The 19,381-nt window shown below is 77.5% G+C and carries 2 protein-coding genes; both read right to left on the bottom strand.

Annotation, left to right across the window (positions count from 1 at the left end):
• Positions 1-11 precede the first annotated feature (11 nt).
• Complete coding sequence (locus ACZ63H_RS16180; protein WP_469865397.1) at positions 12-3,911, bottom strand: type I polyketide synthase; 3,900 nt, start codon at positions 3,909-3,911, stop codon at positions 12-14.
• Positions 3,908-19,381, bottom strand: a complete 15,474-nt coding sequence (locus tag ACZ63H_RS16175; protein WP_469865395.1) for an SDR family NAD(P)-dependent oxidoreductase — start codon at positions 19,379-19,381, stop codon at positions 3,908-3,910. Before ACZ63H_RS16175 ends, ACZ63H_RS16180 begins: the two co-directional genes overlap by 4 nt.

Genomic DNA, 19,381 nt, shown 5'->3' with positions numbered 1-19,381 from the left:
GCGGGACCGGCTCAGCTGGTGCCGGCGGCCGGCCCGGCCGTCAGCCAGGTCTCGACCGCCTCGGCGGTGGCCTGCGCATGGTCCTCCAGCATCGTGAAGTGGGTGCCGGGGACGTCGGCCGGCCGGTGTTCGGCGGGCCAGCACGCCCGCCAGTCACCGGTTCCGGGGCCGGCGGCGAAGGACTCGGTGGGCCGCACGAACAGCACGGGCGCGGTCAGGGCGCCCGGCAGGCAGTGCTGGATGAGGTCGCTGTAGCGGCTCATCGCGGCGAGGCGGGCGGTCCCGAAGCCGCCGAGGGCGGACTCGCGGGCCAGCATCCCGTCGAACATCTGCCGCCACAGCTCGTCCTTGCCGTCGTCCCCGGGCAGATAGGTGTCCAGCAGCACCACGCCGGCGGCCGGGCGGCCCTCCTTCTCCATGATCTCGGCCGCCGCGTGGGCGAACTGGCCGCCGGAGGAGTACCCGACGAGCACGTACGGCCGTTCGTCCGGGCAGGCCCGGCGGATGCCCTCGACGACCGCCTCCAGCACCGCGTCCACGGACAGCGGCAGCGGTTCTCCGGGGGCGAAGCCGGGCATCGCGGGCACGAGGACGTCCCGGCGGCCCTCGAAGTGCCGGGCGAAGCGGGCGTACTGGTGGGCACCGCCGAGCGCCATCGGCGAGGGCAGGCAGACCAGGCGGGGGCCGGCGGGGCCGGTGGCCGGCCGCACCGGGTCGGCGAGGTCGCCGAGTTCGGCGAGGCGGGAGAAACCGGGGAGGATGCCGGCGACGGTGCGCAGCAGGTCGACGGCCTGGCCCATGCGTCCGTCGGCCGCCGCGTGCCGCACGAGCCCGGCGACCGTTTCGAGTCCGGCGGTGCCGTCCGGGGCCGGTGGGCCGCCGGCCAGGTGGGCGCGCAGGGCGGCGGCGAGGGCGGCCGGGGTGCGGTGGTCGAAGACGGCACCGGCCGGCAGGGTGCTGCCGAGGGCGGTGCCGAGGGCGGCGCGGAGTTCGGCGGCGGAGACGGAGTCCAGCCCGATCTCCAGGAAGACGGCATCGGGTTCGACGGCTTCGGGTCCGGTGTGGCCGAGGACGGCGGCGGTCTGCGCCCGGACCAGGTCCGTCAGCAGGGCCTCCTGTTCGGCCGGCCCCGCCTCGGCCAGCCGTCGCCGCAGGGAGCCGGCCGCCTCGGGCCCGGTGGCCGGGGCGGGTGCCGCGGGTTCGGTCAGGGGTCCGGCGGTGAGGGGCACGTCGGCGTCGAGCCAGTAGCGCGCGTGCTGGAAGGCGTAGGTGGGCAGGTCGGCGCGGGCCGTGCCGGGGAAGAGCGCGGCCCAGTCGGGGGCGAGGCCGTCGGTGTGGAGGCGGGCGAGGCCGGCCGCCAGGGCGGCGGGTTCGGCACCGTGGCGGCGGCCGAGCGCGACCAGGAGGGCGCCGTCGGTCTCCGGGCAGGCGCGGGCGAGGCCGGTGAGGACGGCGTCGGGGCCGAGTTCCACGAAGCGGCCGGCCCCGGCGGCGGCGAGGGCGGCGACCGCGTCGGCGAACCGGACCGTCTCGCGCACCTGCCGCACCCAGTAGCCGGGGTCGCGCAGTTCCCCGTCCCCGGCGAGGCGGCCGGTGAGGGTGGACACCAGCGGGACACGCGGCGCGTGGAAGGTGAGCCGGCCGGCCACGGCCCGGAACTCGTCGAGCATGCCGTCCATCAGGGGCGAGTGGAAGGCGTGCGAGACGGTGAGCCGCCGGGCCTTGGGGAAGCCCCCGGCGGCGGCGAGCACCGCCTCCTCCTCGCCGGAGAGGACCACCGAGCCGGGGCCGTTGACCGCGGCGAGGGCGACCCGGTCGTCCAGCAGCGGCCGTACCTCCTCCTCGGTGGCCCGTACGGCGACCATCGCGCCGCCCTCGGGCAGCGCCTGCATCAGCCGGCCGCGGGCGGCGACCAGGGCGCAGGCGTCGTCCAGGTCGAGGACGCCCGCGGCGTGGGCGGCGGCGATCTCGCCGACGGAGTGCCCGGCGAGCAGGTCGGGCCGCACCCCGAGGGACTCCAGCAGCCGGAACAGGGCGACCTCGTACGCGAACAGCGCGGGCTGGGCGTACCCGGTGCGGTGGACGGCGTCGGGGTCGTCGCCCGCGAGCACCCCGGCCAGGTCCAGGCCGAGCCGGGCCTCGACGGCGTCGAAGGCGTCGGCGAACACCGGGTAGTGGGCGCGCAGTTCCAGGCCCATGCCGGGGCGCTGGGCGCCCTGCCCGGTGAACAGGAACGCGGTGCGGGTGCCGGGGCGCGCCCGGCCGGTGACCGCGGTGGGTGCGGGCGTCCCGGCGGCGAGGGCGCGCAGCCCGGCCAGCAGTTCCTCGCGGTCGGTGCCGGTGACGGCCGCCCGGTGGTCGAAGGCGGCGCGCCGGGTGCCGAGGGCGCGGGCGACGGCGGCCGGGTGCGCCCCGGGCCGGTCCGCGAGGAACGCGTGCAGCCGGGCGGCCTGGGCGGGCAGGGCGGACGCGGAGCGGGCGGACAGCGGCCACACGACGGCGGGCGCGTCCGGTTCGGTGTCCGCCGGGTCCTCGGCGGGTGCCTCCTCGACGAGGACGTGGGCGTTGGTGCCGCTGATGCCGAAGGAGGACACCCCGGCCCGGCGCGGCCGGTCCGCGGCCGGCCACGGGCGTTCCTCGGTCAGCAGCCGTACGTTGCCCGCCTCCCAGTCGACCTTCGTGGAGGGCTGGTCCACGTGCAGGGTCCTGGGCAGCACGCCGTGGCGCATCGCCATGACCATCTTGATGATCCCGGCGACCCCGGCGGCGGCCTGGGTGTGCCCGATGTTCGACTTGACCGAGCCCAGCCACAGCGGCTCCTCGCGGTCCTGGCCGTAGGTGGCCAGCAGCGCCTGCGCCTCGATCGGGTCGCCCAGCGTCGTCCCCGTGCCGTGCGCCTCCACCACGTCCACGTCGGCCGCCGACAGCCGGGCGGCGGCCAGTGCCTGCCGGATCACCCGCTGCTGGGACGGCCCGTTCGGCGCGGTGAGGCCGTTGGAGGCGCCGTCCTGGTTGACGGCGGAGCCCCGGACGACGGCCAGCACCGGATGACCGTTGCGGCGGGCGTCGGAGAGCCGCTCCAGCACCAGGACGCCCAGCCCCTCGGAGAACCCGGTGCCGGCCGCGTCGTCGGCGAAGGAACGGCACCGCCCGTCCGGAGAGAGCGCGCCCTGCCGGCTGAACTCCACATAGGTGCCCGGCGAGGCCATCACCGTCACTCCCCCGGCCAGCGCCAGCGTGCACTCCCCCTGCCGCAGCGCCTGGACGGCCAGGTGCAGCGTGACCAGCGACGAGGAGCAGGCGGTGTCGACGCTGAGCGTGGGCCCCTCCAGGCCCAGGGTGTAGGCGACCCGGCCGGAGACGATGCTGCCGGAGCCGAAGCTGCCGAAGTAGTCGTGGTACATGACGCCCGCGAAGACGCCGGTGCGGGAGCCGCGCAGCCCGGTGGGGTCGATCCCGGCGTTCTCCAGGGCCTCCCAGGAGCCTTCGAGGAGCAGCCGCTGCTGCGGGTCCATCACGAGGGCCTCGTTGGGGGCGATGCCGAAGAACGCGGCGTCGAACTCGCCCGCGTCGTGCAGGAAACCGCCGTGCCGGGTGTACGACCGGCCCGGTGTGCCCGGGGCCGGGTCGTACAGGTCCGGGTCCCAGCCGCGGTCGGCGGGGAACTCGGTGATGCCCTCGCCGCCGCCCGCGACCAGCCGCCACAACTCCTCCGGGGAGCGGACGCCGCCCGGGTAGCGGCAGGCCATGCCGACGATCGCGACCGGTTCCCGGGCCGCCGCGGTCAGCGCGCGGTTGCGTTCCCGCAGCCGCTCGATCTCCTTCAGCGAGGCGCGCAACGCCTCGACCATCCTGGTGTCCGGCATCTCGGACTCGGCCATGGTCCTCTTCCTTGTCGCGGGCGTCGTCACAGGGCGTCGTCGTCCCCGACGAGATCGTCGAGCGCCATGCTGATCAGGCTCTCGGCGTCCATCGCGTCGATCGGGGCGCGGCCGGCACCGTCGTCGTCGGCCGGGGCCGGCGCGGGCCGCAGTCCGGCGAGTTCGAGCAGGCTGTCCAGCAGGCCGGCCTCGCGCAGCCGCGCCACCGGGAGCGCGGCGAGCGCGGCCCGTACGGTGTCCTCCTCGGCGCGCGGCCCGTCCGGTGTGCGCGGGGCCAGTTCGGCGCCGAGGTGATCGGCGAGCGCGGCCGGGGTGGGGTGGTCGAAGACGAGGGTGGCGGTCAGCCGCAGACCGGTGGCCTCGTTGAGCCGGTTGCGGAACTCCACGGCGGTCAGGGAGTCGAACCCGAGGTCCTTGAAGGGCAGTTCGTCGGCGAACTCCTCGGTGCCGAGGACCGCGCGGGCCTCGTCCCGCACCAGCCGCAGCAGCCGCTCGCCCCGCTCCTCGGGCGCCAGCCCGGCCAGTTCGCGGCGCAGGGCCGTCGCGGCGGCCGGTGCCCCGGGGCCCGCCGGGCGCGACACCCGTACCAGGGAGCGCAGCAGCGGGGCGACGCGGGCGGCCTCGCGCGGGGCGAGGTCCAGGCGGGCCGGCAGCAGCACCGGTTCCGGGCGGCCGACGGCCGTGTCGAACAGGGCGAGCCCGGCCTCGGCGTCCAGGGCGAGCATCCCCCCGTCGGTGACGCGCCGGGCGTCGGTGCCGGTGAGCCGGTCGGCCATGCCGCCGCTGCCCGCCCAGGCGCCCCAGGCGAGCGAGACGGCGGGCAGGCCGAGAAGGCGGCGGTGGGCGGCGAGGGCGTCCAGGAAGGCGTTGCCGGCGGCGTAGCCGGACTGGCCGGGGCTGCCGAGCAGGCCGGCGGCGGAGGAGAACAGCACGAACGCCGTCAGGGGCCGCTCGCGGGTCAGTTCGTGCAGGTTCCAGGCGGCGTCCAGCTTGGGCCGCAGCACGGCGTCCAGCCGCTCGGGCGTGAGCGAGGTCAGCACGGCGTCGGCGAGGACGCCGGCGGTGTGCACGACGGCGCCGACCGGGTGCTCGTCCAGGACCCGGGCGAGGGCGGCGCGGTCGGCGGCGTCGCAGGCGACGATCGTCACCCGGGCGCCGAGCGCGGTCAGTTCCTCCCGCAGCCCGGCCGCGCCCGGCGCCTCGGGCCCGCCCCGGCTGAGCAGCACCAGCCGGTCGGCGCCGTGCGCGGTGACCAGGTGCCGGGCGACCAGCCGGCCCAGGGCGCCGGTGCCGCCGGTGACCAGCACGCCGCCGGCGAAGGCGGGCGGGGCGGCCTCGGGCAGGCGCGGGGCGCGCACCAGCCGGGGGACGCACAGCGTGCCGTCGCGGAGCGCGAGCTGGGGTTCGCCGCAGGCGACGGCGGCGGGCAGCAGCCGGCGGGACGCCTCGGTGCCGTCCAGGTCGGCGAGGACGAGGCGGCCCGGGTGCTCGGACTGGGCGGAGCGGAGCAGGCCCCACGCGGCGCCCGCGCCGGGGTCGGTGACGTCCCCCGGGCCCGTCGCGCCGTGGGTCGCCACCACCAGGGTGGAGTCGGCGGACCGGGGGTCGGCCAGCCAGTCGCGCACCTCGGCGAGCAGGCGGTGCAGACCGGCGCGGACCGCGTCGGCGCCCTCCCCCGCGGGGTGCAGGAGGACCAGGGTGGAGGGGGCCTGGGCGGCGGCCTCGGCCGGGCCGGCGGCGACGGTGACCTCGGCGACCTCGCCCGCCAGGGCGGCGGCCAGTTCCTCGCGGCCGGGGCCGAGGACGGTCCACCGCCCGGCCTGCGGGGCGGCGGGCGCGGCGGCGGGCACCCAGTCCAGGGCGAACAGGTCGTCGTGGCCGCCCGCGGCGGCCGCCGCGATCCGCTGCGGATCCACCTCCCGCAGCGCCAGCGACGCCACCCGCGCCACCGGACGGCCGGCGGCGTCGGCGGCCTCGATCCGCACCGCGCCGGTGCCGGCCGGGGCGATGCGCACCCGCAGGGCGGTCGCGCCCGGCGCGTGCAGCTCCACGCCGCCCCAGGCGAACGGCAGGGTCATGCGCTCCTCGGCTCCCGCGCGCAGGGCGAGGGCGTGCAGGGCGGCGTCGAACAGCGCCGGATGCAGGCCGAACTCGGCGGTGGTGCCGGGTACGGCGACCTCGGCGTACACCTCGTCGCCGCACCGCCAGGCGGCCCTGAGGCCCTGGAAACGGGGCCCGTACTCGGCGCCCAGCTCGGCCAGCCGCTCGTAGACGCCGTCCAGGGCGACCGGTTCGGCGCCGGGCGGCGGCCAGGCGGCCGGGCCCGGGGCGGGCCGCTCCCCGGCGGGGCGCAGCACTCCGGTGGCGTGGGTGGTCCAGGGGTCGCCGTCGGTCCGGGCGGCGTACACGCGGAAGGCGCGGGCACCGGTGGCGTCGGGTTCGCCGGCCGTGCACTGGAGGCGGACGGCGCCGTCCTCGGGCAGCGGCAGCGGTTCGGTGACGGTCAGGTCCTCGACCGTGGCGCAGCCGGTGCGGGCCCCGGCGGCGAGGGCCATCTCCAGGAAGGCGGTGCCGGGCAGCAGCGGCACCCCGCCCACCCGGTGGTCGCCCAGCCACGGCTGGTCGGCCAGGGAGAGGTGCCCGGTGTACAGGACGGAGTCGGCGCCGGCGAGTTCGACGGCGGTGCCGAGCAGCGGATGCCCGTCGGCCGGACGCGCCGGGCCCGGGTCGCCGGTCATCCAGTAGCGGGCGCGCTGGAAGGGGTAGGTGGGCAGGTCGCCGCCGTCGCGGTGGGGCAGCAGCGCCGTCCAGTCGACGGCGGTGCCGCGCACGTGCAGGGCCGCGAGCCCGGCGAGCAGCGCCTCGCTCTCCTCCCGGTCCTTGCGCAGCAGCGGTACGACGGCCGCCTGCTCGGGCAGGCACGCACCGGCCGCGGCGGTCAGCGCGCTGCCGGGGCCGACCTCGGCGAAGTGCCGCACGCCCGCGTCGTGCAGGGCGGTGACGGCGTCGGCGAAGCGGACGGCCTCGCGGGCGTGCCGCACCCAGTAGTCGGGGCCGGACAGCTCGTCGGGGGCGGCCGGGGCGCCGGTGAGGGTGGACACCAGCGGGATGCGCGCGGTCCCGTACGACACGGAGGCGGCGACCTCGCGGAACGGGGCCAGCACCGGTTCCATCAGGGACGAGTGGAAGGCGTGGCTGACGGCCAGTTCCCTGGTGCGCGCGAAGCGGGCGGCCAGCGCGCGGGCCGGTCCGGCGGGCCCGGAGACGACGAGGGAGGCGGGGCCGTTGACGGCGGCGATGTCCACGCCGTCGCCGAGCAGCGGCGCGACCTCGTCCTCGGTGGCCTGTACGGCGATCATCGCGCCGCCCTCGGGCAGCGCCTGCATCAGCCGGCCCCGGGCGGCGACCAGGGCGCAGGCGTCCTTCAGCCCGAGCACGCCCGCGACGTGGGCGGCGGCGAACTCGCCGACGGAGTGCCCGGCGAGCAGGTCGGGCCGCACGCCGAAGGACTCCAGCAGCCGGTACAGGGCGACCTGGACGGCGAACAGCGCGGGCTGGGTGTACTCGGTGCGCTCCAGCAGCTCGGCGGAGTCCAGGACGTCGGCGAGCGGCCGGTCCAGCAGCGGGTCGAGGTGGGCGCGGACCTCGTCGAAGGCGGCGGCGAAGGCCGGGAAGTCCGCCGCGAGGCGGGTGCCCATGCCGGGCAGCTGCGAGCCCTGGCCGGAGAAGAGGAAGGCGAGCCGGCCGTCGGCGGCGGTGCCGAGCGCCCCGGCCCCGGGGGTGCGGCCCTCGGCCACGGCCCGCAGCCCCGCGGTCAGTTCGTCCCGGGTGCGGCCGAGGACGGCGGCCCGGTGGCCGAGCCGGGTACGGGCGTGGGCGAGGGCGCCCGCGAGCCGGTACGGGTCGGTGTCCGGGGCGGCGGACAGGTGGTCCAGCAGCCGGGCGGCCTGGGCGCGCAGGGCGTCGGGGGTGTGCCCGGACAGCAGCCACGGCACGGTGCCGACGGCCGGGGCGGCGGGCTCCTCGGCGGGTTCCCCTGCGGGCGGGGCCTCGATGATGACATGGGCGTTGGTGCCGGAGATGCCGAAGGAGGAGACGCCCGCGCGGCGCGGACGGCCCGGGTCCGGCCAGGGGCGGTTCTCGGTGAGCAGCCGGACGTTGCTCCCCTCCCACTCCACGTGCCGGGTGGGCCGGTCCACGCCCAGGCTGGCGGGCAGGGTCTCGTGGCGCAGCGCCTCGACCATCTTGATGACGCCGGCGACACCGGCGGCGGCCTGGGTGTGGCCCAGGTTGGACTTGACCGAGCCGAGCCACAGCGGGCGGTCGCCCGAGTGCTCGGCGCCGTAGGTGGCGATCAGCGCCTGCGCCTCGATGGGGTCGCCGAGGGTGGTGCCGGTGCCGTGCGCCTCGACCACGTCGACCTCGGCCGCGGCGACCCCGGCCGCTTCGAGGGCGCGGCGGATGACGCGCTGCTGGGCGGGCCCGTTGGGGGCGCTGATGCCGTTGGAGGCGCCGTCCTGGTTGACGGCGGTGCCGCGCAGCACGGCGAGGACGCGGCGGCCGTGGCGGCGGGCGTCGGAGAGCCGCTCCAGCAGCAGCACGCCGGCGCCCTCGCCGAAGCCGGTGCCGTCGGCGGCGTCCGCGAACGGCTTGCAGCGGCCGTCCCGGGACAGGCCCCGGTGCCGGCTGAACTCCACGAAGGTGCCCGGGGTGGCCATGACGGTCACTCCCCCGGCCAGCGCCAGCGAGCAGTCGCCCTGCCGCAGCGCCTGGGCGGCCAGGTGCAGCGCGACCAGCGAGGAGGAGCAGGCGGTGTCGACGCTGAGCGTCGGCCCCTCCAGGCCGAGGGTGTAGGCGACGCGGCCGGAGACCACGCTGCCGGAGCCGTAGCTGCCGAAGTAGTCGTGGTACATGACGCCCGCGAACACGCCCGTGTCGGAGCCGCGCAGGGTCGCCGGGTCGATGGAGGCCCGCTCCAGCGCCTCCCAGGAGGTCTCCAGCAGCAGTCGCTGCTGGGGGTCGGTGACCTGGGCCTCCTCGTCGTCCATGGCGAAGAACGCGGGGTCGAAGCCGGCGGCGTCGTACAGGAAGGCGCCGTGCCGGGTGTAGCTGGTGCCGGGGCGGTCCAGGGTGGGGTCGTAGAGGCGGTCGAGGTCCCAGCCCCGGTCGGTGGGGAACTCGCCGACGGCGTCCCGGCCTTCGGCGACCAGCCGCCACAGGTCCTCCGGGGAGGCGATGCCGCCGGGGAAGCGGCAGGCCATGCCGATGACGGCGATCGGTTCGTCGTCGGCGGCGCCGCGGGAGGCGGTGCGGGCGGGTGCCGTGGCGAGGGCGCCGGTGAGTTCGCCGAGCAGGTGGCGGGCGAGGCCGGCCGGTGTGGGGTGGTCGAAGACGAGGGTGGCGGGCAGTTTCAGGCCGGTTGCCGTGGTGAGCCGGTTGCGCAGTTCGACGGCGGCCAGGGAGTCGAAGCCGAGTTCCCGGAAGGCCAGGGTGCTGCCGACGTCCTCCGCGGAGCGGTAGCCGAGGATGGTGGCGACGTGGCCGCGCACGAGGTCGGTGAGGAACGGTTCGCGTCCGGCCGCCGGCAGCCCCGCGAGCCGGTCGCGCAGCGCGTCGGCACCGGCCGCGGTCCGCACGCCGGCCGCACCGGCCCGGCGTACCGGCACCAGGGCGCGGAACAGCGGCGCCGGGTCGGCGTCCTGGGCGCGCAGCGCGGCCAGGTCCAGCCGCACCGGCAGCACGGCCGGGTCGGTGCCGCGGAGGGCGGCGTCGAACAGGGCGACGCCCTCCTCGGTGGCCAGCGGGGCGACGCCGCCGCGGGCGATCCGGCCGAGGTCGCTCTCGCCGAGGGCGCCGGTCATGCCGCCGGCCTGCGCCCACAGGCCCCAGGCCAGGGAGTGCGCGGGCAGCCCGAGCGAGCGGCGGTGTACGGCGAGGGCGTCGAGGTAGGCGTTGGCGGCGGCGTAGTTGGCCTGGCCGGGCGAGCCGAGCGTGGCGGCGGAGGAGGAGAACAGCACGAACGCCGACAGGTCCCGGTCCGCGGTGAGTTCGTGCAGGTTCCAGGCGGCGTCCGCCTTGGGCCGGAACACGGTGCCGAGCCGCTCCGGGGTGAGCGAGGAGAGCACGCCGTCGGCGAGGACACCGGCCGCGTGGATCACGGCGGTCACCGGCCGGTCGGCGGGTACGGCGTCCAGTACGGCGGCGAGCGCCGCGCGGTCGGCCACGTCGCAGGCGGCACTGGTCACCTCGGCACCCAGTGCGGCGAGTTCGCCGACCAGATCGCCGGCACCCCCGCTCCGGCTCACCAGCAGCAGGCTGCGCACCCCCCGCTCGGCGACCAGATGCCGGGCCACGATCCGCCCGAGCGCTCCGGTGGCACCGGTGAGCAGGACGGTGCCGGCGCCGAGTCCGGCCTCCGGGGCGGCGGCGTCTTCGGTGGCGGCCTGCACGGGCAGCGGTGCGGGGGCGGTAGCCGGCTCGGCCGGGCCCGCCGGGCCGGCGGGCGGCGCTTCGGTGGTGACGCGGACCAGCCGGGGCACCCTCCACTCGCCCTCGTGGAACGCCACGTGGGGTTCGCCCAGGGCCGCCGCCTCGGGGAGGCGTTCGGGGGCCGGGGGCGTGTCGGACTCGACCAGGACGATGCGGCCGGGGTTCTCCGACTGGGCCGAGCGGACCAGGCCGCCGACGGCGGCGCCCGCCGGGTCGGTACCGGTGACGACGAGGAGGGGGGTGTCGGCGGGGCGGTCGTCGGCCAGCCCGGCGCGCAGCTCGTCCAGGACCGTGCTGACGGCCGCCCGGGCGTCGGCAGCGCTCACCCCGGCCGGGGCGCGCACCACCTCCACCCGGCCGGCCGTCGCCGTGACCGGCGCGGCCGGGACCCAGTCGACCCGGTACAGGGCGCCCGCGCGGGGCCCTCGGGCCGCGGCGGCCAGCGCCTCGGTGCGCAGGGGCCGCAGGGTGAGCGCGTCGACGGTGGCAACGGGGGCGCCCGCGGGATCGGCGAGCGCGAGGGAGACGGTGCCCTCGCCGGTGGGCCGGACGCGGACGCGCAGCGCGGTCGCGCCGGTGGCGTGCAGCCGCACCCCGGACCAGGCGAACGGCAGCAGGGCCTCCTCGCCGGCCGCGTCGGTGAGGCCGACGGTGTGCAGGGCGGCGTCGGACAGCGCGGGGTGCAGCCCGAACCCGTCGGGCACGGCGTCGGTGGCGACCTCCGCGTACAGGCCGTCGGCGGCACGCCAGGCGGCGCGCAGGCCCTGGAACAGGGGCCCGTAGCCGAGGCCGAGGCCGGCCAGGTCGTCGTACAGGCCGTCGAGCGGGACGGGTTCGGCGTCGCGTGGGGGCCAGTCGGTGAGCGGGTCCGCCGGGGCGGGCAGGGTGCCGGTGGGGGCGAGCAGGCCGTCGGCGTGCCGGGTCCACGGCAGTTCCTCGTCCGGGCTCTCGGGCCGCGACCAGATGCCGACCGGCCGGGTGCCGTCCTCGGGCGGGCCGACGGTGACCTGGAGCTGTACGGCGCCGTGGTCGGGCAGGATCAGCGGCGCGTGCAGGGTGAGTTCGGCGATGTCGCCGCAGCCGACCTGGTCGCCGGCGCGCAGCGCGAGTTCCAGGTGCCCTGTGCCGGGGAAGAGCAGCCGGCCGCCCACCCGGTGGTCCGCGAGCCACGGCTGGGTGGCGGCGGACAGCCGGCCGGTGAGCACGGCGCCCTCGGCGTCGGCGCGGACCATCGCGGCGCCGAGCAGGGCGTGGTCGGTCGGGGCGAGTCCGGCGGAGGTGACGTCGGCGCCGCCGCCGGTGCTGTCGAGCCAGTACCGCTCGCGCTGGAAGGCGTAGCCGGGCAGCGGCACCCGGCGGGGCCGGCGGCCCTCGGCGACGGCAGCCCAGTCGACGCCGGCGCCGTGCGTGAACGCCTCGCCCAGCGCGGTCAGCAGCCGGTCCCGGCCGCCCTCGTCACGGCGCAGGGACCCTACGGCGGCCACCGCGTCGTCGGTCTCCTGGATGCCGACGGTGAGCACCGGGTGCGGGCTGGCCTCGATGAACAGCTGGTGCCCGGCGGCGACGGCGGCCCGTACCGCCTGTTCGAACAGCACGGTTCCGCGCAGGTTGGTGTACCAGTAGTCGGCGCCGAGCCCGGTGGTGTCGAGGAGGCCGCCGGTGACGGTGGAGTAGAACGGCACCCGGGTGGCGCGCGGCTCGATGCCGTCGAGGTCCTCGGCGAGGCGGGCGCGCAGGGTCTCCACGTGGGCGCTGTGCGAGGCGTAGTCCACGGGCAGGCGCTTGGCCCGGACCTTCTCCGCGCGCAGCAGGGCGAGGAGTTCGTCGAGGGCGTCGGGGTCGCCGGAGACCACCGTGGAGGCGGCGCCGTTGACGGCGGCGACCGACAGCCGGCCGGCGAAGGCGGCGAGCCGGGCGCGGACCGCGTCGGCGCCCTCGCCGACCGACATCATGCCGCCGGAGCCGGACAGCAGTTCGGCGATGGCCTGGGAGCGCAGGGCGACGACGCGGGCGCCGTCGGTGAGGGAGAGCGCGCCGGTCGCGCAGGCGGCGGCGATCTCGCCCTGGGAGTGGCCGATGACGGCGGCCGGGGTGACGCCGTAGGCGCTCCAGGTGTGCGCGAGGGACACCATCACGGCCCACAGCAACGGCTGGACGACGTCCACGCGGTCCAGGTCGCCGCGCAGCTCGGTGGCGAAGTCCCAGTCGGTGTAGGGGGCCAGGGCGGCGGCGCACTCGGCCATGCGGGCGGCGAACACCGGGGACTCGTCGAGGAGCCGGGTGGCCATGCCGGACCACTGGGAGCCCTGCCCGGGGAAGACGAACACGGGCCGGGCGCGGCCGGCGGCGGTGCCCTGGACGAGGGCGCGGGCGGTGGAGCCGTCGGCCAGCGCCGCGAGGGCGCCGCGCAGTTCGGCCGGGTCGGACCCGGTGATCGAGGCGCGGTGGGCGAAGCGCGCGCGTGTGGTGGCGAGCGACCAGCCGATGTCGGACGGGTCGAGGCCGGGGTGGGTGTCGAGGTGGCCGAGGAGGGCGGCGGCCTGCCCGGCGAGCGCGGCGGGCGTCCGGGCGCTGAGCAGCCAGGGCACGGCGAGCCCCTGGGGCGCGGGGTGTGCGGGCTCGGCGGGGGCGGGCGGGGCCTGTTCGAGGATGACGTGGGCGTTGGTGCCGCTGATGCCGAAGGAGGACACCCCGGCCCGGCGCGGCCGGTCCGCGGCCGGCCACGGGCGTTCCTCGGTCAGCAGCCGTACGTTGCCCGCCTCCCAGTCGACCTTCGTGGAGGGCTGGTCCACGTGCAGGGTCCTGGGCAGCACGCCGTGGCGCATCGCCATGACCATCTTGATGATCCCGGCGACCCCGGCCGCGGCCTGGGTGTGCCCGATGTTCGACTTGACCGAGCCCAGCCACAGCGGCTCCTCGCGGTCCTGGCCGTAGGTGGCCAGCAGCGCCTGCGCCTCGATCGGGTCGCCCAGCGTCGTCCCCGTGCCGTGCGCCTCCACCACGTCCACGTCGGCGGTGGTGAGGCGGGCGTTGTCCAGGGCCTCGCGGATGACGCGTTCCTGGGCGGGGCCGTTGGGGGCGGTGAGGCCGTTGGAGGCGCCGTCCTGGTTGACGGCGGTGCCCCGGACGAGGGCGAGGACCCGGTGGCCGTTGCGGCGGGCGTCGGAGAGGCGTTCCACGACGAGCACGCCGACGCCCTCGCCCCACACGGTGCCGCCCGCCGCGTCGGCGAAGGCGCGGGTGCGGGCGTCGGGGGCGAGCGCGCCCTGCCGGCTGAACTCGACGAACGTCTCCGGGGTGGCCATGACGGCGACACCGCCGACCAGCGCGAGGCCGGATTCGCCCTGCCGCAGGGACTGGGCGGCCAGGTGCAGCGCCACCAGGGAGGAGGAGCAGGCGGTGTCGACGGAGAGGGAGGGGCCCTCCAGTCCGAGGGTGTAGGCGACGCGGCCGGAGATGATGCTGCCGGAGCCGAAGCTGCCGAAGTAGTCGTGGTACTGCACGCCGGCGAACACGCCGGTGCGGCTGCCCTTGAGGGTGTGCGGGTCGATGCCGGCGTCCTCCAGCGCCGCCCAGGACGTCTCCAGCAGCAGCCGCTGCTGGGGGTCCATGACGAGGGCCTCCTTGGGGCTGATGCCGAAGAAGGCGGCGTCGAAGTCGCCCGCGTCGTGCAGGAACCCGCCCTCGCCGACGTAGGAGGTGTCGGGGCGCCGCCGGGTGGGGTCGACGATCCGGTCCACGTCCCAGCCGCGGTCGGCGGGGAAGGCGGTGATGGCGTCGGTGCCGCCCGCGACCAGCCGCCACAGGTCCTCCGGGGTGCGCACGTCGCCCGGGTAGCGGCAGGCCAGGCCGACGATCGCCAGCGGCTCGTCGGCGCGGGCCGTGCGGGCGCGCCGGGTGCCGCGGGCCGCGGCCGGTGCGTCGCCCACCAGGGTGCCGAGGTGGGTGGCGAGCGCTTCGGGCGAGGGGTGGTCGAAGACCAGGGTGGCGCTCAGCCGCCGGCCCAGTTCGGCGGAGAGGGAGTTGCGCAGTTCGATGGCGGCGAGCGAGTCGAAGCCGAGGTCCTTGAAGGCCCGGTCGGTCTCCACGCCGTCCGGGTCGGCGTGCCCGAGGACGGCGGCGACGTGGGCGCGGACCGTGTGCAGCAGCGCCTCGGCGCGCTCTTCGGCGTTCAGGGCGGCCAGCCGCTCGGCGAAGCCGGCGCCGGTGCCCTCGGCGGCGGCCTCCCGGCGCACCGGGCGGCCCGCCAGGGCCCGGAAGACGGGCGCGAGGCCGGATCCCTGGGCGCGCAGGGCGGGGAGGGAGAGCCGTACCGGTGCCAGGGCGGGGCGGCCGGCCCCGAGCGCCCGGTCGAACAGGGCGGTGCCCTCCTCGGCGGACAGGGCGGTCATGCCTCCCCGGCTCATCCGGGCGCGGTCCGCCTCGTCGAGGGTGCCGGTCATGCCGCCGGTGGGTGCCCAGGGGCCCCAGGCCAGCGACAGGGCGGGGGCGCCCTGGGCGTGCCGGTGCGCGGCCAGGGCGTCCAGGAGGGCGTTGGCGGCGGCGTAGTTGCCCTGGCCGGGGGCGCCGACGGTGCCGGCGACGGAGGAGAACAGCACCAGCCCGGTGCGCTCGTCGATCAGTTCGTGCAGGTGGAGGGCGCCGATGGCCTTCGGGGCGAGGACGGTGTCGACGCGTTCGGGGGTGAGGGCGAAGACCACGCCGTCGTCCAGGACGCCGGCGGCGTGCACGACCGCGGTGAGCGGGCGGTCGGCCGCGATGCCGGCCAGGACGGCGGCGAGGCGGTCCCGGTCGGCGGTGTCGCAGGCGTGGACGGTCGCGGTGGCGCCGCGGGCGGCCAGGTCGGCGACCAGGTCGTCGGCGGTGCCGGAGCGGCTGAGCAGCGCGAGGTGCCGCACGCCGTGCGCGGTGACCAGATGGCGGGCGAGGACCCGGCCGAGGCCGCCGGTGGCGCCGGTCAGCAGGACGGTGCCCTCGGGATCGAAGGTGAGGCCGGGGGCGTCGGCGGGGAGTTCGGCGCGGGTCAGGCGGGCGGCGCTGGCGGTGCCCTCGCGCACGGCGAGCTGGGGTTCGCCGGTGGCGAGGGCACCGGGCAGGACGGCGGTGGCGTCCGCGCCGGGTTCGAGGTCGAGCAGGGTGAACCGGTCGGGGTGCTCGGACTGCGCGGACCGCACCAGGCCCCATACGGCGGCGCCGGCCAGGTCGGGCACGTCCTCGCCGGCGACGCTCACCGCGCCCCGGGTGACCACGGCCAGCGGGCGGGGGTCGTCGTCCTGGAGGGCGGCGAGCGCGGTGTGCAGGGCCTGGCGGACGGCGTCGGGCGTGGATCCCGGGGTGCTGTGCAGCACCCGGTGGCCGGGGTCGGGGGCGTCGGTGTCCAGGGGCAGCGGCTGCCAGTCGAGGGTGAACAGGGCGTCCGCGGCGGGGTCGGGGGCGGTGAGGTGGGTGAGCGGGCGGGAGGTCAGCGAGGCGACCGTGGCGACGGGGGCGCCGCCGGCGTCGGCCAGGTCGACGGCGAAGGCGTGGTCGCCGGCGGGCGTGAGCCGGGCGCGCAGCACGGAGGCGCCGGTGGCGTGCAGGGTGACGCCCGCGAACGCGAACGGCAGCCGGGCGGTGTCGTCGGCGGATCCGTCGCCGAGCAGGGCGAGGGAGTGCAGGGCGGCGTCGAACGCGGCCGGGTGCAGGCCGAAGCGGGGCGCGTCGGCGGCGGGCCGCTCGGGCAGCCGTACCTCGGCGAACAGGTCCCCGTCGCGCCGCCAGGCGGCCGTCAGCGCCCGGAAGACGGGCCCGTACTCCAGCCCCGCGGCGGCGTGCCGCTCGTACAGGCCGCTGATGTCGAGCGCTTCGGCGTCCTCGGGGGGCCAGTCGTCCAGGCGGGTGCCCGGGGCGGCGGGGCCGGCGGTGAGCAGGCCGGAGGCGTGCGCGGTCCACGGGGCGTCGGCGGGCAGGCCCTCGGCGCGGGCGTACACGTGCACCGTACGGGCGCCGGCGGCGTCGGGCGCCCCGACGGCGACCTGGACCCGTACCCCGTCGTCCACGGGCAGCGCCAGCGGCGTCTCCAGGGCGAGTTCGTCCAGATGGGCGCAGCCGACCTGGTCGCCGGCGCGGACGGCGAGTTCGACCATGGCGGTGCCGGGGACGACGATCCGGCCGCCGACGACGTGGTCGGCGAGCCAGGGGTGGGTGCGCGCCGACAGCCGGCCGGTGAGGACGGCGCCGTCGGTGTCGGCGAGGACGGTGGCGGCGCCGAGCAGCGGGTGGTCGGCGGAGTCGAGTCCCACGGAGCCGACGTCGCCGGCGGTCGCGGTCGTCTCGGGCCAGAACCGTTCGCGCTGGAAGGCGGTGGTGGGCAGGTCGACGGTGCGGGCGCCGGTGAACAGCGCGGTCCAGTCCACCGGGGCGCCGCAGGTGTACAGCCGGGCGACGGCGGTGAGGAGGGTCTCGGTCTCGTCGCGGTCCCGGCGGGCGGCGGCGGCCAGGACGGCGTCGGCGTCGGTGCCGGCGGAGGTGTCGTCGGTGGTCAGGCAGTCGCGGGCCATGGCGGTCAGCACGGCGTCCGGGCCGACTTCGAGGTAGCGGGTGACGCCCGCGGCGGCGAGGGCGCGGATCCCGTCGTGGAAGCGGACCGCCTCGCGCACGTGCCGCACCCAGTAGTCGGGGGAGGCGATGTCCTGGGTGGCGAGGGCGCCGGTGACGTTGGAGACGACGGGGACGGTGGCCCGGTGGAAGGTCAGGGACTCCACGACCGTCCGGAAGGCGGCCAGCATCGGTTCCATCAGGGGCGAGTGGAAGGCGTGCGAGACCGCGAGCCGGCGGCTCTTGCCGAAGCGGGCGGCCACCGCCTCGGCCTCGGCGGCGTCGCCGGAGATCACCACGGAGCGGGGGCCGTTCACGGCGGCGATGCCGATCCGCGCGGTGAGGTGCGGCCGGACCTCCTCCTCGGTGGCGCGTACGGCGATCATCGCGCCGCCCTCGGGCAGCGCCTGCATCAGCCGGCCGCGCGCGGCCACCAGCGTGGTCGCGTCCTTCAGGTCCAGGACGCCCGCCACGTGGGCGGCGGCGATCTCGCCGACGGAGTGCCCGGCCAGGTAGTCGGGGGTGACTCCCCAGGACTCCAGCAGCCGGTACAGGGCGACCTCGTAGGCGAACAGCGCGGTCTGGGTGCGGGCGGTGCGGCGCAGCGGCTCGGGGTCGTCGCCGAGGACGAGGTCGCGCAGGTCGTCGTCGCCGGTCAGCGCGCAGATCTCGTCGAAGGCGCGGGCGAACACCGGGAAGCGGGCGTGCAGTTCCCGGCCCATGCCGGCGCGCTGGGCGCCCTGGCCGGTGAACAGGAAGGCGGTCTGGCCCTTGCGGACCCGGCCGGCGGCGGCGCCCCGGCCGCCCTCGGCGACGCCGGTCAGGGCGGCCAGCAGTTCGTCGCGGCCGGCGCCGAGGACGACGGCCCGGTACGGGTGCGCGGTGCGGGTGGCGGCCAGGGAGTGCGCCACGTCCACCGGGTCCGCCTCGCCGACGGCGGCGGCGAGGCGGGCGGCCTGCTCGCGCAGGGCGCGTTCGGTGCGGCCCGAGACCACCCAGGGCACCAGCGGCGGTGCCGTACGCGGCTCCTCCTCTCCCTCCCGGCCGGCTTCCTCGGCGGGGGCCTCCTCCAGGATGGTGTGGGCGTTGGTGCCGCTGGCGCCGAAGGAGGAGACGGCGGCCCGGCGCGGCCGGCCGGGGTCGGTCCAGGGCCGATTCCCGGTCAGCAGCCGGATGTCGCCCTGCGCCCAGTCGACCTTGGTGGAGGGCTGCTCGGCGTGCAGCGTCCTCGGCAGGACCCGGTGCCGCATCGCCATGACCGCCTTGATGATGCCGGCGACGCCGGCGGCGGCCTGGGTGTGCCCGATGTTGGACTTCACCGAGCCGAGCCACAGCGGCTGTTCGCGGCCCTGGCCGTAGGTGGCGAGCAGCGCCTGCGCCTCGATGGGGTCACCGAGGGTGGTGCCGGTGCCGTGCGCCTCCAGCAGGTCCACGTCGGCCGGGCCGAGCCCGGCGGAGGCCAGCGCGGCGCGGATGACGCGCTGCTGGGAGGGGCCGTTGGGGGCGGTCAGGCCGTTGGAGGCGCCGTCCTGGTTGACGGCCGAGCCGCGGACGACGGCCAGCACCTCGTGGCCGTTGCGGCGGGCGTCGGAGAGCCGTTCCAGCACCAGCATGCCGGCGCCCTCGCTCCAGCCGGTGCCGTCGGCTGCGTCCGCGAAGGACTTGCAGCGGCCGTCGGCGGCGAGGCCGCGCTGCCGGCTGAAGGCGATGAAGTTGCCCGGCGTGGACATCACGGTGGCGCCGCCCGCCAGGGCGAGGGTGCACTCCTTGTTGCGCAGGGCCTGGACGGCGAGGTGCACCGCGACGAGCGCCGAGGAGCAGGCGGTGTCGATGGTGACGGCCGGCCCCTCCAGGCCGAGGGTGTAGGAGATGCGGCCGGAGATGACGGCGGCCAGCACGCCGGTGCCGAGCGCGGCCTCGCTGTCGTCGGGCATCCGGGCCAGCAGGTCCTTGTAGTCCTGGCCGTTGGTGCCGGCGAACACGCCGACGCGGGTGCCGTGCGCCGCGTCGGGGGCGATCCGGGCGCGTTCCAGGGCCTCCCACGACACCTCCAGCAGCAGCCGCTGCTGGGGGTCCATCGCCAGCGCCTCGCGGGGGCTGATGCCGAAGAAGTCCGGTTCGAAGCCGGCCGCGTCGGTGAGGAACCCGCCGCGGGTGACGTAGCTCTTGCCGGTGGCGTCCGGGTCGGGGTCGTACAGCGCGTCGACGTCCCAGCCGCGGTCGTCGGGGAAGTCGCCGATGGCGTCGGTGCCGTCGTGGACGAGCCGCCAGAACTCCTCCGGGGTGGTCACACCGCCGGGGAAGCGGCAGCTCATCCCGACGATGGCGATGGGTTCCCGGTCCTGGGCCTCCACCTCGCGCAGCCGCCGGCGGGTCTGGGCCAGGTCGGCGGAGACCCGCTTGAGGTAGGAGAGCAGCTTTTCGTCGTTGGTCAT

This window comes from Streptomyces sp. NPDC104831 (assembly GCF_055583025.1).
The sequence above is the reverse complement of the archived record's forward strand: the minus strand, read 5'-3'. Positions and strand labels throughout refer to the sequence as shown.

Excerpts from the sequence above, each read along its gene's own strand:
- ACZ63H_RS16175 (WP_469865395.1), bottom strand. The coding sequence starts at position 19,381 with ATGACCAACGACGAAAAGCTGCTCTCCTACCTCAAGCGGGTCTCCGCC.